The sequence below is a fragment of the Herbiconiux ginsengi genome (assembly GCF_900107435.1).
GTDB classification, from domain to species: Bacteria; Actinomycetota; Actinomycetes; order Actinomycetales; family Microbacteriaceae; genus Herbiconiux; species Herbiconiux ginsengi.
Genome location: NZ_FNPZ01000010.1, coordinates 29,002 through 55,725 on the forward strand (window position 1 = coordinate 29,002; position 26,724 = coordinate 55,725).

The 26,724-nt window shown below is 64.1% G+C and carries 29 protein-coding genes; 10 read left to right on the forward strand and 19 right to left on the reverse strand.

Annotated features, from left to right (window positions below; translation table 11 throughout):
- Window positions 1-2 precede the first annotated feature (2 nt).
- From BLW00_RS22220 to BLW00_RS22245, 6 genes are read right to left on the reverse strand one after another with little or no spacing between them, the layout of a single operon-like run.
- On the reverse strand, window positions 3-1,499 hold the full coding sequence (locus BLW00_RS22220) for an ATP/GTP-binding protein (protein WP_092558411.1): 1,497 nt from the start codon (window positions 1,497-1,499) through the stop codon (window positions 3-5).
- On the reverse strand, window positions 1,496-3,145 hold the full coding sequence (locus BLW00_RS22225) for a hypothetical protein (protein ID WP_092558413.1): 1,650 nt from the start codon (window positions 3,143-3,145) through the stop codon (window positions 1,496-1,498). Before BLW00_RS22225 ends, BLW00_RS22220 begins: the two co-directional genes overlap by 4 nt.
- On the reverse strand, window positions 3,142-4,548 hold the full coding sequence (locus BLW00_RS22230; protein ID WP_092558415.1) for a hypothetical protein: 1,407 nt from the start codon (window positions 4,546-4,548) through the stop codon (window positions 3,142-3,144). The genes BLW00_RS22225 and BLW00_RS22230 overlap by 4 nt, the downstream gene beginning before the upstream one ends.
- A complete protein-coding gene (locus BLW00_RS22235) occupies window positions 4,548-5,234 on the reverse strand; it encodes a hypothetical protein (protein WP_092558417.1) in 687 nt (228 codons plus the stop codon). The genes BLW00_RS22230 and BLW00_RS22235 overlap by 1 nt, the downstream gene beginning before the upstream one ends.
- A gap of 3 nt (window positions 5,235-5,237) precedes the next feature.
- Window positions 5,238-5,549, reverse strand: coding sequence for a hypothetical protein (locus BLW00_RS22240; protein WP_245741745.1), 312 nt, complete (start codon window positions 5,547-5,549; stop codon window positions 5,238-5,240).
- Between the two features lie 17 nt (window positions 5,550-5,566).
- Window positions 5,567-6,760, reverse strand: coding sequence for a MinD/ParA family ATP-binding protein (locus BLW00_RS22245; RefSeq protein WP_092558419.1), 1,194 nt, complete (start codon window positions 6,758-6,760; stop codon window positions 5,567-5,569).
- Between the two features lie 294 nt (window positions 6,761-7,054).
- On the opposite strand from BLW00_RS22245, the gene BLW00_RS22250 reads away from it, so the two are divergent.
- The 6 genes from BLW00_RS22250 (at window position 7,055) to BLW00_RS22270 (ending at window position 11,026) form a co-directional block, all read left to right on the forward strand.
- Entirely contained in the window at window positions 7,055-7,435 is a 381-nt protein-coding gene (locus BLW00_RS22250) for a winged helix-turn-helix domain-containing protein (RefSeq protein ID WP_092558421.1), read from the forward strand.
- Between the two features lie 239 nt (window positions 7,436-7,674).
- Window positions 7,675-7,908: a glutaredoxin domain-containing protein gene (locus BLW00_RS22255; RefSeq protein ID WP_245741746.1), complete on the forward strand. Its 234-nt coding sequence runs from the start codon at window positions 7,675-7,677 to the stop codon at window positions 7,906-7,908.
- 117 nt (window positions 7,909-8,025) lie between these two features.
- On the forward strand, window positions 8,026-8,904 hold the full coding sequence (locus BLW00_RS22260) for a ParA family protein (protein WP_092558423.1): 879 nt from the start codon (window positions 8,026-8,028) through the stop codon (window positions 8,902-8,904).
- Between the two features lie 224 nt (window positions 8,905-9,128).
- A complete protein-coding gene (locus BLW00_RS23885; RefSeq protein ID WP_139256853.1) occupies window positions 9,129-9,335 on the forward strand; it encodes a hypothetical protein in 207 nt (68 codons plus the stop codon).
- 120 nt (window positions 9,336-9,455) lie between these two features.
- The gene (locus tag BLW00_RS22265; protein WP_245741747.1) at window positions 9,456-10,544 is read left to right on the forward strand and encodes an ImmA/IrrE family metallo-endopeptidase; all 1,089 of its coding nucleotides are present in this window, start codon (window positions 9,456-9,458) and stop codon (window positions 10,542-10,544) included.
- The gene (locus BLW00_RS22270; protein ID WP_092558427.1) at window positions 10,541-11,026 is read left to right on the forward strand and encodes a DUF4411 family protein; all 486 of its coding nucleotides are present in this window, start codon (window positions 10,541-10,543) and stop codon (window positions 11,024-11,026) included. The genes BLW00_RS22265 and BLW00_RS22270 overlap by 4 nt, the downstream gene beginning before the upstream one ends.
- Window positions 11,027-11,061: 35 nt before the next feature.
- On the opposite strand, the gene BLW00_RS22275 is transcribed toward BLW00_RS22270, so the two are convergent.
- From BLW00_RS22275 to BLW00_RS22305, 7 genes are all read right to left on the reverse strand, one after another.
- On the reverse strand, window positions 11,062-11,469 hold the full coding sequence (locus BLW00_RS22275) for a helix-turn-helix domain-containing protein (protein ID WP_139256854.1): 408 nt from the start codon (window positions 11,467-11,469) through the stop codon (window positions 11,062-11,064).
- A gap of 16 nt (window positions 11,470-11,485) precedes the next feature.
- Window positions 11,486-11,695, reverse strand: coding sequence for a type II toxin-antitoxin system HicA family toxin (locus BLW00_RS22280; protein WP_092558431.1), 210 nt, complete (start codon window positions 11,693-11,695; stop codon window positions 11,486-11,488).
- A gap of 52 nt (window positions 11,696-11,747) precedes the next feature.
- Window positions 11,748-11,954 carry a hypothetical protein gene (locus BLW00_RS22285; protein ID WP_092558433.1) on the reverse strand — a complete coding sequence of 69 codons (207 nt, stop codon included), beginning with the start codon at window positions 11,952-11,954 and terminating at the stop codon, window positions 11,748-11,750.
- A 3-nt stretch (window positions 11,955-11,957) separates the two neighbouring features.
- Complete coding sequence (locus BLW00_RS22290; RefSeq protein WP_092558435.1) at window positions 11,958-12,590, reverse strand: hypothetical protein; 633 nt, start codon at window positions 12,588-12,590, stop codon at window positions 11,958-11,960.
- Window positions 12,587-13,024, reverse strand: coding sequence for a hypothetical protein (locus BLW00_RS23890; RefSeq protein WP_217634479.1), 438 nt, complete (start codon window positions 13,022-13,024; stop codon window positions 12,587-12,589). The genes BLW00_RS22290 and BLW00_RS23890 overlap by 4 nt, the downstream gene beginning before the upstream one ends.
- Window positions 13,025-13,054: 30 nt before the next feature.
- A complete protein-coding gene (locus BLW00_RS22300) occupies window positions 13,055-13,297 on the reverse strand; it encodes a glutaredoxin domain-containing protein (protein WP_092558437.1) in 243 nt (80 codons plus the stop codon).
- 214 nt (window positions 13,298-13,511) lie between these two features.
- Window positions 13,512-13,832 (reverse strand): hypothetical protein, encoded by a 321-nt coding sequence (locus BLW00_RS22305; RefSeq protein WP_092558439.1) that lies wholly within the window; start codon window positions 13,830-13,832, stop codon window positions 13,512-13,514.
- Between the two features lie 465 nt (window positions 13,833-14,297).
- On the opposite strand from BLW00_RS22305, the gene BLW00_RS22310 reads away from it, so the two are divergent.
- Both BLW00_RS22310 and BLW00_RS23190 read left to right on the forward strand, forming a co-directional pair.
- On the forward strand, window positions 14,298-14,750 hold the full coding sequence (locus BLW00_RS22310) for a hypothetical protein (protein ID WP_139256855.1): 453 nt from the start codon (window positions 14,298-14,300) through the stop codon (window positions 14,748-14,750).
- Window positions 14,751-15,634: 884 nt separating this feature from the next.
- Window positions 15,635-16,075 carry a hypothetical protein gene (locus BLW00_RS23190; RefSeq protein ID WP_139256856.1) on the forward strand — a complete coding sequence of 147 codons (441 nt, stop codon included), beginning with the start codon at window positions 15,635-15,637 and terminating at the stop codon, window positions 16,073-16,075.
- On the opposite strand, the gene BLW00_RS22315 is transcribed toward BLW00_RS23190, so the two are convergent.
- The 6 genes from BLW00_RS22315 to BLW00_RS22345 form a co-directional block, all read right to left on the reverse strand.
- Window positions 15,981-17,963, reverse strand: a complete 1,983-nt coding sequence (locus BLW00_RS22315) for a type IV secretory system conjugative DNA transfer family protein (protein WP_092558443.1) — start codon at window positions 17,961-17,963, stop codon at window positions 15,981-15,983. The two genes, BLW00_RS23190 and BLW00_RS22315, sit on opposite strands and share 95 nt — an antisense overlap.
- Window positions 17,964-18,020: 57 nt before the next feature.
- Window positions 18,021-18,725, reverse strand: coding sequence for a hypothetical protein (locus tag BLW00_RS22320; protein ID WP_092558445.1), 705 nt, complete (start codon window positions 18,723-18,725; stop codon window positions 18,021-18,023).
- 666 nt (window positions 18,726-19,391) lie between these two features.
- Complete coding sequence (locus tag BLW00_RS22325) at window positions 19,392-20,399, reverse strand: hypothetical protein (RefSeq protein WP_092558447.1); 1,008 nt, start codon at window positions 20,397-20,399, stop codon at window positions 19,392-19,394.
- Window positions 20,400-21,269: 870 nt separating this feature from the next.
- On the reverse strand, window positions 21,270-21,998 hold the full coding sequence (locus BLW00_RS22335; RefSeq protein ID WP_175494563.1) for a FadR/GntR family transcriptional regulator: 729 nt from the start codon (window positions 21,996-21,998) through the stop codon (window positions 21,270-21,272).
- 23 nt (window positions 21,999-22,021) lie between these two features.
- A complete protein-coding gene (locus BLW00_RS22340) occupies window positions 22,022-22,807 on the reverse strand; it encodes a 2-keto-4-pentenoate hydratase (protein WP_092558452.1) in 786 nt (261 codons plus the stop codon).
- A complete protein-coding gene (locus BLW00_RS22345; protein WP_092558454.1) occupies window positions 22,804-23,901 on the reverse strand; it encodes an isocitrate/isopropylmalate dehydrogenase family protein in 1,098 nt (365 codons plus the stop codon). The genes BLW00_RS22340 and BLW00_RS22345 overlap by 4 nt, the downstream gene beginning before the upstream one ends.
- A 168-nt stretch (window positions 23,902-24,069) precedes the next feature.
- Between BLW00_RS22345 and BLW00_RS22350 the strand changes: the two genes are divergently transcribed.
- On the forward strand, window positions 24,070-25,005 hold the full coding sequence (locus BLW00_RS22350; RefSeq protein ID WP_245741748.1) for a sugar phosphate isomerase/epimerase family protein: 936 nt from the start codon (window positions 24,070-24,072) through the stop codon (window positions 25,003-25,005).
- On the forward strand, window positions 25,002-26,711 hold the full coding sequence (locus BLW00_RS22355; protein WP_092558458.1) for a dihydroxyacetone kinase family protein: 1,710 nt from the start codon (window positions 25,002-25,004) through the stop codon (window positions 26,709-26,711). The genes BLW00_RS22350 and BLW00_RS22355 overlap by 4 nt, the downstream gene beginning before the upstream one ends.
- The last annotated feature ends 13 nt before the right edge of the window (window positions 26,712-26,724 follow it).

Genomic DNA, 26,724 nt, shown 5'->3' on the forward strand with positions numbered 1-26,724 from the left:
GGTTAGCCCTGGATGCCGGCGGCGGCCTTGAATGCTTCGTCGGTGTCAGTGATCTGTGTCTCCCACGGCGACCGGATGTGCTGCACCAGCGTCTCCGGCCGGGAGGAGTATTTGAAGATGTGGTGCCCGTCAGCCAGCCGCTCAATCTGCTGCGCGGTATCGGCCCCGAACGCGAACGTGCGCGCCGCCCACAAGGCATCCTCCCGGAGCGTCTGCCGGTGCACGTGCACGGTCTGTGCCTCCTGGATCATGGCCATACCCGGCGACCCGGCCGGAATGTCGGTGCCCTTGTGGAACACGAACACGTTCGACAGGCCCAGGCCGCGGGAGAGCTTCTGGTTCGCGCGCGCGAGTTGCGCGGACGGGCCGGCGGCGATGTGCCAGCCTTCCTCGTAGACGCAGTTCGTCGCCCAACCGCGATCCTCGCGGAGCCGGCCGAGCAGCCACATGTGCCCGATCGCCATGACTGCCGGCACGGCCGGTCCCTGGTCTGGGAGCTGCGAAATGTCGAACGCGGTGAGCTTGCCGCGGAGATCGACGTTCTTCGACGTCTCCCCGTCGAGCAGGCCGCCGTAGTCCTGCAGCAGCGTGTTGAGGGTGAACCGCACAGAGAGGCCCGCCTGATGCAGGCCATCGATCGCCTGGGATGACAGGCCGGCATAGTCTTCCATGTCAGCGACCCGTGACAGGTTCGGCAGCACATCTGCGAGGGTCGGGGTTCGGCCGTCCTGGTACTGGTTGACGGTGCGGCGGAGGGCGGCACGGAGCGCTTCTTCCTCCCACTCGTTGAGCGCCTGGTCTTCGCGGGCGAGGCGGGCGACGACGTTGAGCAGCTGCATCTGGCCGACCATGCCCGTGCCGCGGCTGATCAGCGGGTCGAGAAGGTTCAGTCGGGTGCCGGAGCCGTCGACGGCGAACTTGATCGGCTCGTGCCCATATGCCCGTGCCAGCTCGCCGTATTCGCCCTCTCCCCCGCGATCCTTCTTGTCGAAGACCACGGCTCGCCGCTTATTCAGCAGCAACGGCCGGATCACGTACACGGTCTTCGTCAGCGACGACTTCCCGGAGCCGACGTCGCCGATCACGACGACGTTCGGACTCGATACCAGTCGGGGGGACGCGTTGTAGGCGGTGACGGGGTCGTGGGCGATCATCGTGCGTGAGAGCACGTCGCGGCCGATGACGACACCGTTGGTGCCGGTCGGTGCTCCGATGATCGCCGTGTTGAGGATTTCAGCCTGCCGAGTCGATGTCGGCGCGCCTGGCAGCGCGGGCGCGTAGAGGCCGCGGCGCGCGGCGCTGAGCTTGGTGCGGAGCCGCGTCCCGGGCATCGTCCACGGCACGATCTCGCGCGCCTCACCGGTGGCTTCGTTGACCTGGGCCGCCGTCTCGACGGGCGGCGCGAATGCGCGCAGCACCGGCATCGTGTGCCACGCCTTCGCGGCGTCTTTACGTTCGGTCTTCCGGTGCTTGTCGGTGTCTGCGGCGTGTGCGCTCACAGCGCTTCCCTCTCGCTCTTGCCCGCGAGGGCGTTGATGAACCTGGACCCGAACGAGGACCGGCCCGGGGTGAGGCCGCGGCCGATCGGCCAGGTCGTGCCGGATGCCGCTGCCTGGTAGGAGTCCTGCCACTCCAGCCGCTCGATCCCAAGCCCGGTCGCACACGTCTCCTCGAGCGCGCGGGAGGCCCGCATGAGCGCATCCCGGTCCCTCTCGGAGATCGTGACGTAGCCGATCCACGCGCCGCCGTGGTGAGGCGAACCGTGGGCAAGGTCGAGTGCCCGGCGGCGTGCTGCGGAGAGGTTGGCGCCGGTTTCGTCGTTCTCGACTCGGCCCTTCTGGGCGTCGTCGAGCCGGTCGGCGCGGTCGCGCGTGACGTCCTTCGCGGTCGCGGCCTTCGCTTCGCCCTTGGGCACGAGGTGCAAGTGGAACGACAGAGTGCGGATGAACCGGATGTCGGACCCAGTGAGCAGATCAAGCGCCCAAAGCTGCCCGCGGGCGCCCATCGCCATGTTCTCCGACCGGATCGCGGCCGTGCGATGCCACCACTGCACCCGTGTGCCCATGATCGGGTCGACGTCCTCGACGATCTGCGCCGAGAACTCATCGTGCGACGCGACACCAAGCCGTGCCGGGTCGACGCCTTTCACCAGGTCGATTGGTCGGGAAGGGTTCTGCTGGTGCAGCATCACCGCGGCCAGGCGGCGCGCGGTGAGTACGTCGACGTGGCCTACGCGGGCCTCGGTGAGGCCGCGGAGCGTCGAGGCGATCTCCTGCCGCATCAGTCCACGCCACCCGTCGCGGCCCTCGCCGTACTTCGCGGCCGCGTCATGGAACGCGGTCGTGATTGGCCAGGAGACGGTGAAGAAATGGCGCTGCACCATCGCGTCCTCGCTGTTCAAGCGCAGCACGTTCTCGTAGGACTGCACGGCCTCGGCGGGTGCGTCCGGGTCGAGGGAGCTGAGTACCCAGAACTCCTGCATAGCCGAATCCGCCGGCAGCACGCGGGTGGTCATCTGCACGTCGCTGACCAAGTTCATCGGCGTCGCCCGCGACGCCAGGAACAGACCGAACGCCTCAGCCGCACGGCGGAGCTTCGCGGACGATTCCGACCCGGATACCTGCCCGGTGGCGGTGAACGTGACCGACAGGTACGGCTGCTCGCCGAGCGGGGCGTGCCAGGCGATGCCGGGCTCGTTGTGGCCGCATTGCAGCCAGCCCATGCCGTCGGCGCCGTCCGGGTGGCTCCGCATGATCGTGAGCTGCCGGGCGGCCTCCCACTTCTCGGTGCGGCCGTGAGCTTGTGCTGCGGCTTGTTCGCGCTGGTCCCACTCTGCGACGTCGAACGGTTCGAATGCGTCGGTTCCGGTCTTTACCCGGGCTCGCCACCTGGCCCGGCGGGTGCGCCGGTCAAGGATCGACCCGCGGTGCGTGCGCTGGGTCAGGAAGAACACCACCAGGCCCACGCCGAGGCCGAGCGCAAGGCCCCAGATGCCGAGAAAGGGTGTGAGGACGAGCATGGCGAGGAACGCGCCGAGAAGGCCCACGATGCGGGTCCTGGAAACGGTGCCGCCGAAGAATGAGCGGTGCCCGCTCTCGCCGCCGATGTGACGGGCAGCATCACTGTGGAGTTGTTCCGTGGTCACTGGCCGGCTCCTTCGTCATCCATCGTGTCCAGCGACTGCTGCGCAGCCGCGTCCGTGTACTCGACCGCCTTCTCCCCGACCTTCGCCCCTACAGCCATCGCACCGGCCGCCACCAGTGTCGGGACACCGATCACGGCGCCGACGCCCGTTGCGGACTCCCCGGCGCCGGCTGCAGCAGTTCCCGCGGCGATGTCTTCACCTGCGCCGGCCACGCCCCCGGCAGCGCCGGACGCGCCGGCCCCCACTCCTACGGCCGCCCCAGCTCCACCAGCGGCGACGCTGCCGACTCCTGCGGTTCCGATGCTGGCTCGCTGGGCGGCTGCGGCGCCGAGCCCTCCACCGCCTGCGCTCGAGGCGGGCAGCTCATCAATGACCCCGGTGGCTGCCTGTGATTCGCTCGTCGGAGCCGACTGTTGCGTGGCTTCGGGATGCTGTTTCTCCGTGACGGAGGTGAGCTTGTCCGACCCCCACGATCCAGGGTCCTTTCCGGCACCGTTATTGCCGCCTGTGCCCAGCGGAATCACGGGCGCGAAGCTCTTCAACAGTAACGGGGAGAACGCGGCGATGAACAGCGCGATCACGGCGACGATGAGCCCGACGAGGGACTGCAGGGAGGCGTTGTTGCCGAAGGTGTTCACGCTCGAACCCATCATCTGGAACGCGACCCCCAGCAGCAGGAAGAGCAGCGGGTGAGCGGCGAGAATGCCGACCCAGAGCCCGATGACGCGCAGCCCGAATCGGCGGTGGTTCTCGTCGATAATCCACACGATGCCCAACGGCACGATGACGCCCATGAAGTACAGGGCGACGAGCTGCACGATCAGGATGCACAGCACCAGCAGCAGGCCGATGAGCATGAGAATCATCAAGATCGCGGCGACGGGCACCCCGCCGGCCATGCCGACCGGGTCCGCCTCGTCGAGCATGGTCTGGAATCCGTTGATGGTGTCGTCGATGCTGCCAGTGATGCCCCAGCCCATGAACACGCTCGAGAGCGAGTGGAAGAAGTTCACCAGCAGCAGGCCGATCAGCGGCCCGAACATCGCCCCACCGAGAAACAGAGGTGTGTAGAGGCCGAGCGATTCAGCCAGAGCCCTGCCCGACTGCTGGCCGCGTGCTGTTCGCACGAGCTGCATTAGCAAGATGACGACCATCACGAGGATCGCCGTCGCGAACGAAATCGCGTAAGCGCTCAGGAACCAGTCGACAGACAGGTCGGGCAGCGTCGCCGAGGTCAACGCCGGGAGCAGGTCATTGGCGAGACTCTTCGATGCGTCCCTCATCGCCTCGAACGTCTTGCCCCACGGGTCTTGGAAGAACCCGAGCACCTGCCCGCCGCCGTTGATGATGTCTCCGATGCCGTCTGAGGCGCACTCAAACGGGTTCGTGCATTCCGGCTCCATCAGCAACCTCCTGTGAAGGTCGTTCCGATCGAGTAGAGGTCTTGCGTAGTCCGCGAAAGAGACCCGCTCTCGAGCTTCCACGCACCGTCCTGCCACACGAGCACGAACGTCGACGCTGAGCGCAGTTGTGGGCTCAGCTCCCCGTCGATCACATAGCCCGATCCGACAGACACCTCAGCTCTGTCCGGCTCGGCTGATTCGACGTGCCAGACACCCGGCACCGTCGAGAGATAGAACGGCGTCTCGTCGGGCACGACTCCCCTTGACGGGTTTGGGTTCGCGGCCGCAGCAGCCGCGAGGTTCGCGAACTCGGGCGCAGCGGTCGAAGCAATCACGTCGTCCGCCACCTGGTTCGCTTCGTCCGCACCCGGCCCCGGATGCCGGAATGTCCACCGAACCATTGCTGCGGCCACCTCGACCGCCCCGTTAGTCGTGTGAGGGGCTGCCGCCTGCGCCGCGAGCAGCATCGCCGCGTCGCGCCCTGGCCCGCCGAGACAGCCTGTCGGTTCCTGCTCTGTCACAACCGTGGTGCTGGCCGTGGGGGTCGACACGGGTGCGGCGTCGACCTGGTTGGCCGGTGCCGGCCGGAGGGCGATCACGAGCACGACGACCGCGGCCGCGATCACGGCGGCACCGGCGAGGAACCAGGGCCAGATGCGGCGCGGCGGTCGCGCTTCGACTCGCATGGATCAGCTCCCGAAGACAGCCAGGATCGCCCCCACAATGACCGCGAGAGCGGCAAGGATGCCGAGTGAGATTCCCGACACGAGTGCGCGGGTGCGGCTGGTCTTGTACTCCATCGGGTTGTTGCCGGCGGATGCGGTCGCCATCGACGCAACGTTGACGATCAGGAACACGACTGCAGCGACGATCGCGAGGCCCCAGAGGCCAGCGAGGAGCTTCTGCCAGAGGGCGGTGAACTCGGCGCCGAAGATTGCAAAGTCCGGGATGATGCCGTCGATCGGGTTGTCGATCGCCAGCACGCGGGTGGTGAGGCTCATGATTGTCTCCTTCTGGCCTAGTTGGTGTTCTTCTGAATGGTGTGGACGACGGCGGCCGCGGCCGCGGTGAAGGCGGCCCGGGTGGCCGGGGATACCTTGCTGAGGATGATCTGGCCTCGTTCGGCGATGTGGGGGTCGTAGGGGATGGTGAACACTCCCCCGACGCCGGCGCGGTCGATGATGTTGTCGAGTCGCGCCACGAGCTGCGGGTTCTCCGGGCGCCCGTCGACCAAGCGCACGATGATCGCCGTGTTCGCGAGCTGCGCACCCCTCGGGCTCTCCGAGCGGAGCCGATCGAGCATTGCGACGGCCTCGAGCACGACGTCGGCCGAGTTCAGCACCGGCACGACGAGAGCATCCGTCGTTTCGATCGCGCCGGCGAATGCGGAGCTGGTCGGCTGGTTCCCGGAGTCCATGACCCTGATGGCGTAGAACTCATCAATGACCCTCGCTGCCGATACGACGTCGTCGTGGGTCAGCGGGGCTCGGTTCCCAACGGAGCCGATGATTGAGGCGTAGCTGGTCTGTGGTGCGGTGTAGCCGGCGAGCTGGCCGGCGCTGCGGATGCCATCCGCGTCCCGCACCAATTCGGCGACCCCGCGGGAGGGATTTCCCTCGGCGCGGAACGAGAGCGTTCCACGGTCGTCGGAGACTTCCAGGACCGCCACCGAACCACCACGGATCGTCGCGAGCAACCCGCCCAGCACGATCGACGTGGGAGTCTTGCCGCTCGAGCCCTTCGGATTCGCGACGAGCACCCCGACCGCTTCGGTGCCGACGAACTGCCGGATGACCGTCTCCCACTGCCCGAGCTGCGCGGCAGCCTGCAGCTGCTGCTTCTCCGCCTCGCCCGGCTCCATCTTCAACCCGAGCCGACTCATCAACCCGCGCCATCCCTGGGTCGCCGTGGGCGCCTTCTCGATCGTGCTGATGACAGCAAGATCATCGAGCGGTTCGGGCGCGAGCTCCGCCTGGAACTCGGCATCCGTGATCGGCGCCGCGTGAGCCCCGACAGCGCGTCCCGGCTCCTCGTTGACCTCGACTGCCGTCACGACCTCGGCCGGCAGTGAGGCCGGGGCGATCTCAGTTGCCACTCCCCCGCCGACGGCCCGGAGGCCAGCGGCCGGGGCCGAGTCCTCGACGTAACCGGCGGCCTGGTAGGCCCCCGAGAAGTGGGATGTACGCGACTCACCGACAGGTTCTGAACTCATCTTTGGGACTCCCAGTCTCATTTCGTGTGCATGAAAGTTGTAGCCAACCGGAAAGGCTGGCTAGACGTACCGCCAATCTTGCGACTCACAGCGCGTTGCCCGACCATCAGCTAGACGCTTCCTGACTCCCGCCTGCACGACACCAAAGCGCGGGATTGAGCCAATGTGACTCAGATCGATCATGCTTACCTACCCCCCGAAGTGGTGACTTCTGACTAGGTTATGCCTACCTTGGGACATTAGACCCGAATTCCTTAGCTTGCTATTCGATTACAAGGTAGGAGAGCCGACTTTATGGACGACGTCACGCCCGACCTTTCAGGCCACACGGCGGTCCGCCAGGCACCGAGGCACAATGGAGCCATGCCGAGCCGTCGAGACCCGACCGACATGCCCGAGCGAGCCGAAGTGGCGTATCGCTCGATTTCCGGCAGCTCTCGCATGATGACGCTGCGCTTCCTCCTCGACCACCCGAAGTCGACGGTCGCCGCGATCGCGGACGCCACCGGCGTGAGCCCCGCATCAGCGCGCGTCTCACTCACCGACCTCGAGGACGCCGGCTACGTCACCGCCGACGTCGAGGGCCAACGCAACGGCCGCACCGTTCGATACTCCGCCGATCGCGGAAAGTTCGTTGACGACCTCAGCCTGTTGTGGTCCTGGATGGTTCGCTGACGCCTTCATCTCGAGCTGATTGACACCTAGGTGTCAACGCCCCTCCCCCGCTCCGCGGGCGTTACAGCACCAAGACCGGCCGCCACATCGTAGTTCACTCCCGGCGCTCCGTTCCGGACTTCTCGAACGCGCCCCTGATGGGGCTTATTTCGCCCGAGATCTCCGGCACTACGCGCCTCCCGCTCACCATCGATGCTCTTGCCGGTTTTGGCACTTCAAAATGTCTGGGAGGAATCATCATGGTCACCGTCTACGGCCGAAGCGATTGCGCACAGTGCACCGCCACGAAACGAACCCTCGAAATCAAAGAAGTCGAGCACGTGTACCTCGACGTCGAGCAATTCCCCGATGTGTGCGACTACCTGCGCTCGCTTGGTCACCAGCAGCTCCCCGTCGTGATCGCCGGGCCGGCCCACTGGTCAGGCTTCCGTCCCGACCTCATCGTGGCTGTGGCGTTACGCAGTCGTGATTAATGCAATAGTTTATGTGCTTCGCATATTTCCAATAAAGTATTGATTTAGAAGCCTTTAAAGTATTGTGTTGCTGATGTTTATTGCGTTAGCATAAACGCAATATTATGAGGAGGCGTCATGCCGCACATCACGACGATCGCGAACAACAAGGGCGGAGTGGGAAAGTCGCACCTGACGGTGCAGCTCGCCGCGGCCCTTGCGCGACGAGGGTTGCGGGTCTTGGTGGTCGATCTCGACCCACAGGCGAATACAACTCGACGGCTCGGAATCGAGATCGATCCGCAAAATGCGATCGTCACCATGTCCGAGGTCATCAAGTCCGGCGAGGACGGCGCGGGGGAGTCCGCCGTCCTTGCGTGCGGCTGGGTTGACAGCGAGGGCCAGCCCACCCCGGAGTCAGAGCTGATCGATGTCCTGCCATCACGATATGACCTCATCAATCGCGAATCAGAGGCGGCCGTTCTCGGTGCAGTGCGTCGACTTCGGAGAGCGCTCACTGGGTGGATCGACGACTACGACGTCGTGCTCATCGACACCCGGCCAGACCTCGGCCACCTGGTGCAGATGGCGTTTGCTGCTGCCGATACCATCCTCATCCCGACTGACCCGGCTTACGACTCGATCGAAGCGGCGATCCGCGTGCGTGACTTCGTCGAGCGCCACGCTGTCGACCTAGTGAACCCGGATCTTCGCGTCGCCGGCGTCGTCGTCACCCGTCGCAAGCCGACAGCCGAGCACGACTTCCAGATTCAGGGCATCGAGGAGCAGTTCGGCGACCTGGTGTGGAGCCTCAAAGGACCCGTGCACTGGCCAGACGGGGGAGTGACGGTCAATCCGGCGTACATCTCCGAATGGTCGCGGTTCACGGAAGCAGATGCCGCCGCGGCATCTCTGAACTCTTACAACGATCGAAACTCACGCAAGACCGTTGCCCTGTATGACGCACTCGCGTCACGATTCATCGACGAACTAATCCGAACGGGAGCACGAGCATGAGCCAGCCCCAGCGGCGTCGCCCCGGAAGCGCGAGTCCGATCAAGCTCGTGCCCACTGTCGAGCCGGTACAGACGCCGACCGTGACAGCGCCCGAAGCGCCGGTGGAAGCGTCCGCAGTTGCGCCTCAGCCCTCTAAGCCGGCAGGGCGCAAGCCCCTCAAGTCACCACCCGCAACCGCTCCAACTGCCACAAAAGACGCCGCCGATGTCAAGACACCGGTAACAGTGACCATCCACCGATCGGTCAAGAAGACCGCCGAAACCGCCGTGCTGCGCACGGCGGGATTTCCAAACGGTTATCCCTCGTTCTCCGCACTTGTCGAAGGCGCCATTCAGCGCGAGCTGCAACGTCTTGCAGACGAATACAACGGGGGAGAGGCGTTTACGCCTAATGGAGGAAGCTTCCGCCAGGGTCGACCGTTCAGTTCGTAGGAGCGATCAGCCCACATGCACTTGTATATTCGGTTCAACGCGTAAAGGGGGAGTCACACCGTGGCTGTGCGTGTTCCGGTAAGCCCAACGATGCTGACGTGGGCGCTTCAACGGTCCGGCATGCCCACGAGCAGCGCGCGCTATGAACAATTCTCCAAATGGGCGGCCGGCGACGGGCAGCCGACCTTCAAACAGTTGGAGGGATTCGCCCACGCCACACATACCCCCCTTGGCTACCTGTTCCTGCCGGAGCCACCTGAGGAGCCCGTACCAATCCCGGACTTTCGGACTCTCGGCAATAACGCCATCAGTGCGCCGAGCCCCGATCTGCTCGACACAATCTATGAAGCGCAGAGACGCCAAGACTGGTTCCGCTCGTATGCAGCCGACCAGGGCCACGAGCCGTTCTCGTTCGTGGGCTCGGCCACGATCGACGACTCCCCGGCCATTGTGGCTGACGAGATTCGTCGCATGCTCGACTTCGGATTAGATCGGCGTGCGCGCTTCTCCTCCTGGGAAGAGGCTCTGCGGCAGCTAATCGACTCAGTAGAGCAGCTTGGCGTACTAGTCATGGTGTCCGGCATCGTTGGGAGCAATACCCACCGGATACTCGATCCCAGTGAGTTCCGGGGATTTGCGCTCACCGACCCCCTGTCGTCGCTGGTCTTTGTGAACGGTGCGGATACGAAGTCTGCCCAGATATTCACTCTTATCCACGAGCTGGCCCACATCTGGCTGGGCGAGACGGCGCTGTCGGACGCGCAAATGGCGAACCAGACTCAGAACGATCACGAGTTGTGGGCGAACAACGTCGCCGCCGAGGTTCTAGTGCCGTCTAGCTCGATCAGGATCGACTATCGGCAAAACAGCGATTTCGGCGAACTGCAGCGTCTGGCACGGCTCTATAAGGTCAGCACTCTCGTCGTGCTGAAACGCATTTTCGATAGCGGATTCCTCACTTGGGACGACTACCGCGCTCGCTATCAGACCGAGCTGGAACGACTGCAAGAGATCATCGCCTCACGAAAAGGAAGTGGCGGCGGTGACTACTACAACACTCAGCCTCTTCGAATCAGTCAGTCGTTCGCGCGGGCCGTGATTGTGGACGCCCTGGAAGGTCGCACGCTGTATCGGGACGCCTTCAGTCTCCTGGGTGCTGCCAAGCGATCCACCTTTGAGGGCATGGCCAACAAGTTGGGGGTGGCGTGACGTATCTGCTCGACGCCAATATTTTCATTCAGTCGAATCAAGCGCATTACGGGCTGGACTTCGTGCCGGCCTTCTGGGATTGGCTCGACCGCTCGTTCAATGCTGGTCTGCTGAAAAGCATTCAACCCATTGGCACTGAGATCGCCGCCGGACATGACGATCTCACGACCTGGGCGGCAGCTCGCTCGTCAATGTTCGTGCCGATGGATGCGGCGTGTGCTCCCAGCCTGCAAGCCCTTGCCACGTGGGCGAATGCCGGGCATTTCACCGCTGCCGCTGTCACCGAGTTCCTAGGAGCAGCGGACTACGAGCTGGTTGCGTATGCGCACGCGCACAGTCTCACCGTCGTCACGATGGAGAAGTCGGAACCGCAACGACGCAACAAGGTCAAAATTCCGGATGCATGCATCGCACACGGCGTCGCTTGGAGGACTCCGTTCGAAATGCTGCGGCTCGAAAATGCGTCCTTCGTCCTGCCGTAACTCGAGCCGGGTTGACACCTAAGTGTCAACGAAGATCAGTGTGAGAGCTGGCTGATTCGTTGAGCGGATAGGCCGAGCGCGCGGGCAACGTCGGCTTGTGTGAGGCCGCTCTTTTTGAGGGTTTGCACGGCCTCGCGCCGAAGGCGCGCGGCCGCTGCGGCCGCTTCACGGGAGTGCTCTTCGTTCTCGTTCGCCTCGGCCCACATTGTGGCGGCGGCCTCGGGGAGCTCCACGGTGACGTCGACGACGATCTGATCGTCGTCGACGTCGAGCCAGACGGCGGCGAGGTCGCGGGCGGCCTGGTCGACGTCCTTCAACGCGACGGCGCCGCCGATTGCGACGATGGTGGAGCCGTTGGGGCCGGTGGAGGTGAGTTCGGGAATCTCGATCGTCCACCACTTGCCGGCGTCGCGGTAGGCGCGTGCGTGGAGCGTGCGGGGCATCTGGCTGGTCTTCACATCAATTCCATTCACGAGGCGCATCCGGGAAAATCTGCTGAATCTGTCGAACCACTCCGACCGAAACCTCACCCTTGTGAGCGACGAGTGAGAAGATCATGCCGGATTCGGACGGCCCCCAGATTTCGTGGCTGCCCTTCTGGCGTTTGAACTCCCAGCCCTTCGATCGCAGGAACTTGGTAACGTCCCGGTACTTCTGTGGCTTGGTCATGAGTCTAGTCTAGTCCCCCTAGATAGTAAAGATCAAGGGGGACTAGATGTTTTCAGCTATTTGGGTACAGGATGGCATGTCCGATCAGGCCGACGATGAGCGGGCCGATGATGAGTAGCAGCCCGAGCGCGAATGCGGCAAGAGATGCACGGGCGAGGCCGCGGCGGCCGCGGCCTCGGATCGGGAGCACGCGGGGGAGTACGAACAGTACGGCGACACAGGCGAAGACGGCAAAGCCTGCCGCTTGTAGCGCCTGCATGGTTCACCCCTCGTCGTCCTCTGCTTCGAACTCAGCGTTGCACACACCGCAGACGATGGGGCCGACCTCGAATGTGGAGCGGCTGACGCGGAGCTTCCGCCCGCATTCACAGACGGCCACCACGCCGCTGTTGGTCTTCTTGCTCACGGCTCCGATGTCGGTGAGGCGGTAGGCGACGATCGCGGCGTCGAGAGCGTCGATGGCGTGGCGGTAGCTGTCGGCGGTCGCGTCGGGTACGTCGGTGATCGACCAGCCGATCGAGGGGTCTTTGGTGAGGGTGAGCCCGAATTCTTCGCCGATGGCCTTGAAGCGGGTGTTGTGGAATCGGCCCTGTCGGCTGGTGTCTTTGATCCCGCGGGCCTCGGCGGCGGCGTGGGCAGCTTCGTGGATGAGGGTGCCGAGCACGGCGCGGCCGCCGCGCTGGAGTCCTTCACCGCCTACCAGCAGCTCGTGCACGAGGGCATCGCCGCGTGCCCAGCGTGAGGCGGCGAAGTGGCCGTAGGCCATGCCGCCGCGGCCGTTGCCGGAGGCGAGAGTCACGACGACCTCGGGAACGTCTTCGTGGCGGTCCTGGATCGCGGCCCAGGCTTCTTCGATCGCGGCCACGAGGGGCACGGTGATGGTTGTGGTGGTCAACGTCCTGCCTCCTGGTCGGCGGATCCGGGATGGTGGGCGTCGCCCTCTTCGTCGCCCTCGGCGTGACGCTCGATCCAGAGCGCGGCGGTGTCGGTGGCTCCGGCGGCGCGGAGAAGATCGGCGAGGGCGTCGACCTCGCCGCAGTTGAGGGTTGCGGCGACGTCGCCCGCGGTGTCCCAGGTGAAGGCGGCCACGAAGCGCTCGAGCACGGTCGTGGCGATGGGGGTGCTTTCGGTCACGGTATAGCCGGAGAGGATGCCATCACGCATCAGGGCGAGTTCTTCAATCGTGGAGTTCATTGCGTCGTGCTGGTCGAAGGGGATGAGCCCGAATTCCCAGTTCTCGCCGTATTGGTGGTCGAGCCACTTCGAAGCAAGTTCAACATCGGTGGCGGCGGTGATCGCGGTCCCATCGGGGGTGGTGAGTGTGAGCATGGCTGTCGTCCTTTCTCAGATCGGGTCGGGTCAGAGTGCGTCGATGCAGTCGGGGCGGAATCCGGACCAGCCGTCCCAGGTGCCGGTGACGATCACGACGGGGAGCTGCAGGTAGCCGAGTTCGCGCAGCAGCTCGTCAGCTCCGGGCGTCTGGTCGACGTCGACGGGCTTGTAGGTGACGCCTTTGCGGTCGAGCGCGCGGTACGTGGCCGTGCACTGCACGCAGCCGGGGCGGCTGTAGACGGTGACCTTCGTCGTGATGGTGATTGTCATGGTGCTCTCCAAACTTTTTCTCGGGCCGAACCCTCACGTGCATGGCAGTGAGCGGGAGGTGCGCAGTGCCGGAGTTCTCGGGCGAAATAAGCCCCGCCAGGGGCGCGTTCGAGAACTCCGGAACGGAGCGCCGGGAGCGAACTACCGTGAATGCGAGGGTTTGGCCGGAGATGTCGAGCGCAGCGGGAAGGAAACAGCGGCCGTTAGGCCGGCCCTATTTGCCTGGCCGGCCAGGCTTCGGGATCGTCACCGCGGATCGCCAGACCCAAGCCTGGTGCGTGCCGCCGCCTTGGGTTTCCCACTCGACGAGCACCATCCGGTCGTTGTAGGCGACCACCCGGCCGGCGACCTGGACCGTCCACTCGGGGTAACGCACCCACGCGAGCACCTGGGGCGCTTCCTCCGCCGGCGGCTGCACCGCCTCGCCGGTGGACTTCTTCTCGTCCTCAGTCAGCGAGAGCGGCTTGGGGCGCACCAGGACCGCATTGATCGCCTTATCGGTCAGGTCTGACCCGTATCGGCGATTCGTTCCCATGCTTTCAGATTAGAACATATGTTCGATTTAATTGGTGCGAGCGGGAATGCGTACCTCATTCGGGTGTGGTTAGAGCTCCCCATCGGAGGACTTGGAAACCGCCGACTACCATTTCAGGGAGGCGCGTCGTTTCGCTGCCTGTTGATTACCCGCAACGCCGCTGAGGACGTCTTCCATGGGGGAGGAGCCGGAGGCGTCCTATCGAAAGACCCAGCTATGACGTTCGACCCTAATTCGGAGCCGAATCTGTACCAGCCGCACGCGGGCCCGCCTGCAACGAATCGACGATCGTCACGATGGCTTGTCCCACTCGTAACAGGGTTGGTTGGCCTGTTGATTGGGGGCGGCGTAGGCGCTGCAGCGGGGGTGACAATCGCATCTTCCCAGGGGCAGACAGCCACTTCGACTTCCAGTCCGGTGAAGACTCCCGTTGCGTCTCCGACACCGACAAAGTCTCCGACGCCGGTGGCTCAAGAAGAAGGCACGCGCACCAATCCGTTTGCGATTGGGACAACTCTGACTGCCTCTTCGAACGGACGTGAGAACTGGACTGTAACTGTCTCGTCCGTGTCGCTAAACGCTACCGACGTGATCCTTGCCGAGAACCCCTACAACGATGTCCCACCTGAGGGCATGCAGTACGGCTTGGTGAGCATCGACGCGACCTATACCGGGGTCGATGCAGGAGACCCGGGAAATGCGATCCGGATGTCGTTCGTGTCTGCGGAGGGTCGAACTTATGACGAATTTGATGTTTCGGTGGTGACCCCAAACGCGTTATTCGGCCAAAACGAAATCTACGCCGGCACATCCACCACAGGGAACATCGCTGTTCTCATCCCATCTACCAACGCTGAACAGGGCGTGTGGGCACTCTCCGTGGACTTCGGCGATCCCGCCTTTTTCGCCGCTCAGTGACCTCGGGGCAGGGTTTGCCTGGAGGATCGTCTAACTCAAGCAAAGGCCCTGAGGGTATGAGCGGCAAAGGATGCCGAGAAACTGCTGCACGTCGGCCGTTGTAGCCTCGGTCATCCCGAGTACATTTGGCAGCATCGCTGCAGCTGTGAGCCATTCGGCGCGATCTCCGCATCGGGTCGTCGTAGATGCAAGTGCCGTTTCCGACCAACCGCCTGCAGTCGACTCCTCGGACGATTCTTGAAATGCTGAAAGGCAGCTTGGGGTGATGCTCGATGCGGAAGGGATAGCTGGGATCAACGCCCAGTCACTCACCTGCCCGTCGGAGAGGATCGCGCGAAAGTGCACGTCCATTGCCGGAGCGCTGTCCGGCCCCCAGAGGACGTCAGAGCCGCCTAGACGGTCTGCGTAATCGAGCGACCACGAGTCTGTGTTTGCGTCGACCCACTCGTCGGACCCTGCCGGAGCGTACTGGTATTGATAACCGCGGGCCTCCTGGATTGGGCTCCAGTCAAGCGAGACACCTTGGACACCCCAGTACGTCCACGAAACGTCGGAAGGAGCCGAGGTGGTCGCCTCGGCGGTAGCAAGGCTTTCGGCTGTAGCAGCAGGTTGGCCGGCACAACCCGAGAGCGCAAGGAGGCCGACAAGAGCCGCAGCGAAGTAAAGACGATTCCCCATGACCGTGAATGTAGCAGCGCGCGGGAATTGCACAGCCTTCACACCTAGCGCCTAGGGCCGAAAGGTGAAACGCACACTCCGGATAAATTTACTGCGCTCTGCAACACACAGAGGTGCACTAGAGAACTTGTGACAGTGCTGTAAATGCTCTAGTGTCTTATTTACCGCCAGAGTGGTGGAGCTGATACTAAGAAGCGAGCAATATCGTGAGTACTGAATTCCAGCTTGTCCCCGTTCCCACGCAGCACGTCGTGGCCGTGATGCGTTTCATCGCAGAAATTGACTCGACGCTACAAACCTCCGAAGAAGTATCGAGCTCGATCAGCACTTGGAGCGATGAAGCACTTGAGCGTTTCGCCCACGGAGAGTCAAAAACGCTGCGAATTGTTCAGGACGTCATTGACGTTTTAGTTAAGACACCGGGGGTCTGGTTCAACCTCGACGAGTTGGCGGAGGCGACCACCTGGGATCGAGCGACACTCAAGGGAGTCTGGACCCATCTCTCGCGAGCGCTCAAGGCACACTTCGACGGCAATGACTGGCCGCTTGCGGCTATCTGGGGGTTGCACCTTGAGCCCCAGCTTGACCCGGCAATGTATTACCGGGTGACAGAGGATCAGGCTGCTCAATGGCTTCGGGTGCGGTGACTCCGCTGGCAACCTCGGTCGACTCATTCCCATTCGCCTCGTCAGGGGTCTGGGTCGTCTGCGCATCTGAAGCCGCCGAGTGGCGCTCACGAATGCGACGAGTGGGGAGCGCTCGGAAGGGTGCGATTCCGCCGGCCTGGATGATCCAGAATGCACCATCGGCGGCCTCTCGGACGTCCTGGGGTGGGACGAGGAAGGTGTGTTGCGCGCGGCCGGATTTCAGTTCCTCGCCGGTGGCGGCGCCGGAGGCTTCCATCTGCATGATGGTGCCGGCGTATTGCACGACGTCTTCGGGGTCTTTGGATCGGCCGAAGATCAGAGCGGCGCCGGAGGAGAGGGCGCGTCGGCGGGAGATTTCGTCGCGGGAGAGGCCGGCGACGGACTGGGCGGCGAGGATGAGGCCCATGCCGGCGCTGCGGGCTGTTTCGAACAGGCTCGTGGCGGTGTCGCCGGGGTCGGTGGTGCCGGTGACGAGCTGGGGGAATTCGTCGACGACGACGAGGGTGGGGGTCTTGTCGCGGCGCTCGAGGCGTGTGGCGAGGTAGTTGCGGAGGTCGAGCAGCAGCAGATCACCCAGGCGCGCCTGGGTGTCGCTGATGGGGGAGAGGGGCACGATCCGGATGTCGGCCTGGGGGTTGTCGTAGGACCATCCGTCGGGGCCGATCCACTGCTGCAGCGGGCGAAGCTCCACGAGCAAGCTGGAGAGGGCGCGTTCGCCGGCGGTAGTGCCGTCGCGGTCGATCTTGTGCAGCACGATGCCGAGGTCGACGCGGTCGTCGATGAAGTTCTCCGGCCGAGTGAGGCGCTCCCGGAGGTCGTCTACGCTGGCCAGTGGCGACCCAGCTTGCACAACCTGCAGCACACCGCGGATCTCGTTGAGGTAGTACTGGTTCGCGCCATCCGGGGGAGGCATGAGCCGCATCAGCTTGGAGGTGACCTGGTCGGCGGTGCCGGTGAACAGGTTCCATGGGCCGCCGACCTCGGCGGTGCGGCCGAAGGATCGGGCGATCGTCTGGAGCTTTTCGGCGTCGGCGGGGTCGCCCTTGGCGTCGATGAACACCACTGGCCACCCGTACATCAGCGCGCACAGCATCATGTCCGACAACAGCACCGTCTTGCCCGTACCGGATTCGGCGATCAGTAGCGCGCGGACGCTGGCCGCATCGGCGGGGAGCATCATCAGCTTGCCTTCCTCGTCGGTCCAGTCCCGCACCCGGCGCACGTCGTAGAAGCGTTCTGCGAGGTTCTTCACGGTCGCCCGTGACACGAACCCGAATCCTTGCCGGCCGTGTGGGCCGGGCAGGGGTGCGGTGAGTGCTTTGTCGGAGGTGCTGGCGATGGCGCCGGTTTCGGCGTCGAGCTGCACACCAACGCGCTTCGCCGCGGCCGCGTCCGCGGCGCGCTTCCGGGCCTGCTCGATCTGGGTCTGCCGCAGCACGTCCGAAATGCGGCGGGTACGCACCCGGCGGGCGATCCTGCGGCGGTGTGCCGACATCGCGACCGGGATCAGGAATACGCCGGAGGCGAGGTTGGCGATCGCCCACGGCAGGAACGTCGGGAGAATCTGATCGCCCCAGTCGGGGGAGTTGCGGAAGGCCTCGGCCTGGCCGGAGCTGAACCACCCGGCCAGCAGCACCACCTCCACCGTGAGGAGGGCAATGACCAGGAGCACGCCGACGGTGTTGAGTACCCATCGCCAGGGCGAGACGATCCAGAACCGGGTCTTGGTCGCCACAATCTCACCCGACACGGCCACCACGATCAGCGGCACCAGCAGCGGCAGCAGCAGAAGCGCCAGCACCACCTTGAATGCGAGTGCGACGACGGCGGTGAGAGCGTCGCCGCCCGGGTCGCTTTGGGGCTGGTCGGGCTGTTGCGGGTTGCTCATCCTCGTGTCCCCTTCATCGGGTCATCGGTGCGCCACTTCTGCGTTGACACGTAGGTGTCAACGACTCGAGCGGGCATCTTCGAGCTCGACGGCCACGGCCTGATCCGCGATCGTCTGCCAGGCGGCCTCGTCGTCCTTCGGCCATTGCCCTCGAGCGTCCAGGAGGGGCAGCCACAGGAATCGGGTGCGCAGCGATCCGAGTGCTCTGGTGTGTTCGTCGGCGCCGGCCGCGCGCAGCGCTACGGGGGTGCCGAAGTAGATAACCCGGGCGAAGCCTTCGCGCTCGAGCCGGCGGGCGTGATCGTCGATGATCTTCCCGTACCGTGCGCCCGTCTTCGGCGTCAGCTCCACCTCGACCAGCTCCCGCACACCGTCCCGGGTGGCGACGCCGTCGGCCTGGTGGTCGTTCCTGTTCTGAGGTTTCCGGTCGCGCTCCCAGCTGTAGCCGCGACACAGGAATCGGGCCGCGGCAGACGCCACCACGATCTCGTGCCGCGTCGTCTGCCTGTACAGATTCGGGGCCGCTTTCCCGGTCGCCTGATGCGTCGCCCACACGATCGACCCATCCCGGAACGTGAGCCGCTGCCGGTCTACCAGACCGACCTCTCCGAGCCGCGCGACCCATTGCTGAGCCTTCCGCAAACTCACCGGCTCACCCGCCCCGGAGAGCCCTCCGAGCGCGAACCTGATCGCGTCCATGTCACACAGCCGAACGACGTCCAGCCAGGCCAACATCTGCTCGTCCCGCTCGGTCAACCGCATACAACCCCCTAGAGCCTTTCAATTCGACCCTACGTTGCACCCCCGACAAACCGCTAGACCTAATGACCCCCACACAAGTCACACACCGCAACCGATCCTCGGACGACACCAGCCATCATCGACTCAGATCCGTCATCACCACTCGCCCTCACCCCAATACAAATCTGACTACTCCACCACCCCCATACCTACCTATTCACTTCACTTTCTACTTCTTCTCTCTCTTCTGTTTTCCCCCACCACCACACCACCCCTTTACTTCCCAACCTCCATCAAATCTGCATCGCTGAGTTGGGGGAGGTTGGGAAGCGGGCGGAGCCCGGGGGTGGTGTGGTGGTGGGGGAAAACAGGCCTCAACCGTTCGCCAAACTATTCGCGCTCGGTGAATAGGTTTACGAACCGACCTGCTGGGGGTGTGTGGCCGGCGCTATGCGGCGCGGGCTCGGCATTCAGAAGCCGTCTCCTGCACGATAGGCGACCCGACGCCGGATGCAAACCCCTCACCACACCGTGCTCGAGCACCTGGCCACACCGGAGAGGCAGGCACCTCAGCTGCAGCTCGACGTCGAGGCACCATGCCGCCTCTCACTCCATCCGGTCGGCTCGCCAGCATGCGGCGCAGGCTGTCGGCGGAGCACCTTGCAACTGGGGTGAAAGCTCGTGCGCTCACTCGGCAGCTCCGTCCAGGTGCCGTCGGGCGCGTTCCCACGCTTTCTGCTGCTCGTGCATCGCGGCGATCGCCTCGTCGATCGCCGCCTGATCGCGCGACGCCCACCGAGCTTCTTCGGCCTCGCGTTCGCGCCGGCGGGCCTCCAGCTCGGCCCGCGCCTGGATGGCGCGGAGCTGCGCTTCCTCGGCCGGCGTCGGCTCGTTCGGGTCGATCGCATTCTTGATCTGCCACCCCAAATACGCCACCGGATCACGCTGCCCACCAGGCTCCGCGACGGTGAAACCAGCACGCTTGTTACCCGAGGCGAGAGCGTCCATGAAGGCGTCGACTGTCCACCTGTCGGGGTCGACCCCTGCGCGCTCGAGCATCGCGCACACCTGACCGATATGCCGCCCATCCGCCAACCACCGCATCCGCGCCACCAACCCTGCAGCAAACCGCTGCACACCAAGAGGTCTCGGCCGGCCCGACCTCGAGGAATCGCGGCGGGCTGATCCTTTCGTCGTCGCTGGAGGGCGCGAAGCGGCCGACTCGCGCGCGCTTGCGCGCGTTGGTTTAACTTCTAAATCAAGAGCTTTAACACCAAGGTCACCCCTACGGGGTAGATGGACATTTTCAACAGCCCACCGTTTCGGCATCGTCAGCGCACGCACCGACGCGGCCTTGATCTGACGTCCCCCGTGGGCACCCAGGGCGGCCTCACGCTCGGCCACAGTCAGGTAGCGGCCCTCCACCACAGTCACGGCCAACCCGAGCGCTTCCAGCAGCCCCCGGGCGCGCTGCACGGTCTTCTTACACACCCCCGTCACCTCGGCCACCGTCTCATGCGCCGTCGACACACCGCGACCCGTGTCGGCGTCGGCCGCGAGCATGTCCGCGTGCGCGATCCGCAGCAGCGTGTCCGGCGCGATCGACACGCGTCGGCGCAGTTCCTCACCCTCCGGGGTGCGCAGAGCATCCATCACCGCATCGAACCATGCGGCGCCGCTCGTCCAGGCCGGCACAGCCGCATACGCCCCCGGAGGGGCCTCCAGGCTCCATGAGCCCGACCGCTTCGGACTCGTCGCTCCTGGGGCAGCCTGTGGCCCCGAAATCGGGTCGTCGAAGTGATCTGACACGCCGACAGGCGTGTTAGCGCGCGAAGACGGGACAGCAAGTCCCACGTGAGGTACGATCGACACGTCTCCTTGAAGACGCGGAAGAGCCTCCCGGCTCTACCGGGTTCTTGTACTGGGATTGCTCCTCACCTCGAACTGTCGCCAAACAATGAGCGAGGTTGGGAGCCAGAGCTTCGGGCCCGCCTCTGGCGGGCCTCTCTCGTTAAGCCGAGTCGATAGGCAACTCCCCATCGCGCGCTCGTTCTTCGGGCCACCAAACAGGCAGGCCTTGGTCGTTGAGCTCGACATTCTCGATCAAGCGCTCGAAATAGAGCGCTGATGAAACGCCAGCATGATCGGCTAGTGCATCTAGCCGCTCCTTCGCGGCTCGCTCGATCTCGTACCCTGTGCGGATCGGATCTCGCATAGTCCCTCGGGGACGGCGGTGGGCAGCCATACTGACACTTAACCCTGTTGTTAGGGTTAAGTGTCGGAGGCGATGAGGCGTGTCGAGCACCGTCTCGACCCGCCTCATTTCGTCATTGCGCCGAGATCCGACATTCAGCGAGCATGTGAAATTGCCGTTCAGGTCGGCGCCGCCTCCGTCACCAAGCCGTTCTGCATTCCCTCGTATCCCCAACGATCGGAGCTCATAGACATCAACTGATGCTTCGCATGACGCTAGACCTAGAACAGACGGGTGTCTTGGAAAGTAGAAGGTATTCGGGAGGTGCGTGCACTATCGCGGTGATTCGATAGTTGAGAGGGCGGTTGCAGCTACTTCTCTGGTTGTTCTTGGAATGATGCTTCAAGTCGGAGGTAAGCGCTGCGCATATGGTCGGTCATTACCTGTCGCGCGAGCTCTTCGTCTCTGGCTGTGATGGCCTCGAGAATTTTCTGGTGCTCTCTGATGGTGTTGTGACCGGTGTCTTGGTCGGCGGTGAGTCCGCGGCGGATCCAGATGCGGAGTAGTGATCTGACGCTGGTGAGAATGTCGGTGAGCACGGAATTGTCGGCGATGCGGGCTATTTGGATATGGAATTCGATGTCGGCTTCCATGAGGTCGTCGGGTCGGTCTTGGGCCGCGTCCATTACCGCGAGCTGGGCGGTGAGTGCCGTGAGCTGTTCTGGAGTTGCTCGTCGAGCGGCGAGGGTAGCGACGGCGACTTCGATGTGTTGGCGGGCTTCGGCGAGATCGAGGGTGCGTCGCCGCCCGAGCATGAGACCCCATTCGATGGCCTGTGGGAGAAGCTCAGATGGGGTGTCGGCGAGATAGTTTCCCGATCCTTGCCGGCTGACGATGACGCCAAGGAGATCGAGGGCTGCGAGGGCCTCTCGGAGGGTGCTGCGGGTGACTCGGAGTTGATCGGAGAGGATGCGCTCAGAGGGAAGCTTGCTCCCGGAGCCGAGTTCATTTTCGCGGATGTAATCGAGAAGTCGTCGCGCAACTTCGGTGGTGGCAGATAGGCGTTCGATCGGTGCGATCGGCTGCAGGTCCCCACTCACCGTGTGCCCCTCCTCATACCGAATTAGTAGTCCGGCGAGCGGAACTCGGCCCGAACCTCTCCGACGCTTTCTATCGTTGCCACAATTGACTGGCCCGCGCGAACTGGGTGAGGGCCGACGAGAGCTCCGGTCAACACGATGGTACCGGGCGTGAGCCGCTGACCCGATGCGTTCAGGTGAGTGATGAGCCACGATAGCGATTCGAAGGCGTCCCGAGACGCGAAGTAGTGGGCTCGGCCTGCGTCGTCGACGACGAGTATCTGCTCGCGTAGGGCTTGGGACGCGGGGATAAAGGTGCCGACCACAGCGGATTGGGCCATAGCGTTGTCTGCCGCCCAGAGACCGATGTTATTTGTTGGGGGATCCCATCGTGTGGCGATCACCTCCAGTGCGGGAGCGATCTCGACCTTCCCCGCAAGCTCCTCGACGCTGTCATCAGGTGAAACAGGTTCAGCAATGCGTACCGCAAGCTCGACTTCATAGCGGAGAGGGAAGCCTCCGCCAGTGATCACTGCGGGCGATGGAAGCACGTCGCGCTCGAAGAGGTATCCGCGGCCGGGCTCGATCGCGTTGAGACCGGTTCGTGCGGTGATGGTGGTGAGGCCGATTTTGTATCCAAGAAGTGTTTCGCCGACCGCAATACGGGATTCGGCCCAGTCGTCCTGGATCCGGTAGCCCTCGGCCAGCGAGACCGGCGGCGGCGGCGGCACAGGTGCTTCTTGAGCGCGGGCGTAGCTGAGGCGGTGGAGGATGTCGTCGCGCCGGTGGGCGGCCGACGGGTTCGGGAGGCCGTCGGCCGACTGGCTCATTGGGCCGACAACTCGTGGAGTCGGCGGATGACGGCCTCACCCGCGTCGGTTGTTGAGGCGGTGCCGCGAAGATCCACGGTGCGGTTTTCGGCGGAGACGAGCGCGTCAGCGACGGCGACGTCGATGAGCCGACCAGCTTCACGGGCTTTGTCGTCGTCGTGCTGCTGACCCAACCAGCTGAGCATGAGGCTTCCCGAGAGAATCGCAGCGGACGGGTTGGCAATGTTCTGCCCCGCGATCGTCGGAGCTGACCCGTGTGCGGGCTGGAAGAGGCCATGTGTGTCGCCGATGTCACCGGAGCTGGCGAGTCCAAGTCCGCCGACGGTGCCGGCGGAGAGATCAGAAATGATGTCGCCGAACATGTTCTCGGCCACCACGACGTCAAAGCTCTGGGGGCGCTGCACCTGATAGAGCGTCATCGCGTCCACGTAGACACGTTCCTTTTCGGTCTCGGGAAACTCGGTCCCGATCTCGTCAAACACTTTCCGGAAGAACGCGTAAGAGGCCAGCACATTTGCTTTGTCGACGCAGGTAACCCGTGAGAATTCTCGCGTGCCCGCCCGCTCGGCGGCCAGCGCGAAGGCTTTACGTACTACTTTTTCGGTGCCGACTCGAGTGATGACGATGGTGTCAGTCGCAATTTCGTCGCGCACGTTAACCCCGGCGCCTCGCGAGGCGTAGAGACCTTCGACGTTCTCGCGGACCACGATGTAGTCGATGTCGTCGCCGTGAGCCAGGAGGCTGGGTACGCCGGGGTAGGACTTCACCGGTCGCACGCCGGCGTACAGGTCGAGGTCGAACCGCAGTTTGAAGATCACATCGCCGGCAACTTCGGTACCGTCCTCGTGCAGAGCCTCCGGGAGTCCGATAGCTCCCATGTACATCGCGGACGCTGCGGCGCACCGGTCGAACTGGTCGTCGGTGATTGCAACCCCGGTCTGCTGCCACTGCACGGCACTGGCGGCGATCGCTTCAGTCTCAATATCGAGTCCCCCAACGAGTGATGCTGCGGTATCAACGACACGCAGCGCCTCTGCGGTGACCTCGGATCCGATGCCGTCGCCGGCCAATACTGCGATCGAGTACGTGGACATGTGGTGTCTCTTCCTGTTCGTCTTCTCCGACGCAAAGGCTCACGACGTCAACATCGATCGTGGTGGCCGGATACAGCCAGAGTACGCAGAAACTTTAACTTGTCAACTGGTCAACCAGTGTGCTTGACTCCCTCCAGCCCGGTAGGGCGGACGTGAAATCGGAGCATGATGCAAAGACGTATCCCAGACATCGCCGCAGCGATGCTGCCATTCGGCGACACTGTGCGCGGAGTTGCTGTTCAGGATGCAGATCCCGCGCTGTGGCTCGAAACTCTCCGCGAGGTCGCAGACGAGGGATTTGACGCGATCGACCTGACCGACTCGTGGCTGAAGCCGGGAGACCTGAGCGAGGCCAGATTGACTGATCTCTCCGACGCTCTCGTTCAGGCGAATTTACGGCCAGTGGCCATCTCGTCAATCCGACACAGCGTAATTGACCCCGATACGGGCGCGGAGAATCTCTCCTACACGCATCGCACTATCGATGCCGCCGCCACCCTAGGCATTGATCTGGTCAGCATCGGTTTCCACCGCCCACTACTCCCCCGACAGCGACGCAATCTGTGGTTCTGGACCGTTGACGGACCGCACGATAGAGACGACGTCGAGACACGATCACAAGCGACCGTCGCACTACGTGACCTCTGCAAGCACGCCGCATCCGTTGGGGTCCAGGTCAGTTTGGAGATGTACGAAGACACTCTCCTCGGCTCTCCCGCCTCCGCCGTGCGGGTACTCACCGACGCCGGCATGGACAATCTCGGACTCAACCCCGACCTCGGCAATCTGTTTCGGTTGCACAGACCAATAGACCCGTTCCTCGAGTCTCTGGCGGTATGCCTGCCTTACACCAATTACTGGCATGTGAAGTCCTACTACCGTGACGAAGACCCTGCGACCGGCGCGGTGACGACATTTCCGGCCCCGATGGAGTCGGGCAGCATGGACTATCGCTCCGCGTTCCGCATGGCGGTCGATGCCGGGTATTCGGGCGCGTTCTGCGTCGAACACTACGGCGGCGATGGGCTTTCGGTAGCCGCACGGAACCGCGACTACATCCGGCATATCCATCAGACACTCCCCCTAAAGAAGGAGCAGCGATGACACACGTCGCGAATGACCCGGCCCGGTTCCGTGAAGACATGCTGAACGGCTTTCTCGATCTTTATTCCGGCGAGATTGCCGGCGTTCCCGGCGGTGTTGTCCGGGCCGTGTCTGCCCCGGGGAAAGTGGCCGTCGTTGTGGGTGGCGGATCCGGTCACTATCCCGCTTTCCATGGCATCGTCGGGCCGGGGTTCGCCGACGGTGCCGTGGTCGGAAACATCTTCACCTCGCCCTCACGTGGTGATGCAGTGAGCGTGTGCCGAGCCGCCAGCAACGGTGCCGGTGTGCTGCTGATGGCGGGCAACTACGCCGGCGACGTCATGAACTTCGGTCAGGCCGCCGCCCAATTGACTAGCGAAGGCATCGTCACAGAAACCTTCTTCGTCACCGACGACATCGCATCCGCCCCGCTCGCGGAGAAGGCGAAGCGGCGCGGTATCGCAGGCGACTTCGCGGTCTTCAAGATCGCGGCCGCCGCTGCCGAAGCAGGTCTCGCATTACCGGACGTGGTCGAGATCACGGCCCGCGCGAACGACCGCACCCGAACACTGGGGGTCGGTTTCGCGGGTGCCACGATGCCCGGGGCCACCTCCGCGTTGTTCTCGGTGGATCCAGGTCTGATGGAGATCGGACTCGGAATCCACGGCGAAGCCGGACTACGCGATGTCGACCTTACCGACGCCGACACCCTCGCCGGGATCCTGGTCGACCAGGTTCTGGCCGAATGCCCTGCTCCCGAATCCCGCCGAATTGCCGTCGTCGTCAACGGCCTGGGTTCCACGAAATACGAAGAGCTGTTCGTTCTGTGGGCCGCAATCGCCCCTCGCCTCCGCGACGCTGGATACGAACTAATCCGACCAGAAGTCGGCGAGCTCGTCACAAGCCTCGACATGTCAGGCTGCTCACTCACTCTTACCTGGCTCGACGACGACCTCGAACGCTACTGGCTCGCCCCTGCCTCCACCCCAGCCTTCGCCCGCGGCACAGTATCCTTGCGCGCCGAGCCGCGGCGGGACATCCCCATTGCTCAGACTGAGCCTCAACAGGATGTGACCGGCACCGTCACTGACGAACAAGCTGCAGCCGGGCAGCTTGTTGCGACACTGTTCAGCTCAGCTGCCGCCATCATCGCCGAACACGAAGACGAACTCGGCACGCTCGACGCCATAGCCGGCGACGGCGACCATGGGCGCGGAATGCGCCGTGGCATTGACGCCGCAAGCACAGCAGCCACCCAAGCCGCCGGTCGTCGCGCAAGTGCTGGGCGTGTCCTCGCCACTGCAGGCCAAGCATGGGCCGACAACGCCGGCGGAACCTCCGGGGTGCTCTGGGGTGCCGCACTCACCGCCGCCGCAACCACACTCGGCGACCACGTCCCCAACCCCAAGTCGACTGCGGCTGCCATAGCAGCCGCAGTCGACGCCATCCGAACACTCGGCAAAGCCGAACTCGGCGATAAGACCATGCTCGACGCCCTCATACCCTTTCGCGACCGCTTTCGAGACGAAACCGAACGCGGATCCACATTCTCTGACGCGTGGCGCGCCGCAGCAACCGTGGCTGAAGAGGCCGCGGCCGCAACAAGCAGCCTCTCCCCGCGCGTAGGCCGAGCCCGGCCCCTGAGCGAACGCAGCATCGGCCACCCCGACCCAGGGGCGACCTCCTTCGCACTCATCGTCAACACAGCCCTGCCCAACAATTCCTGAGGTTGAAATTACG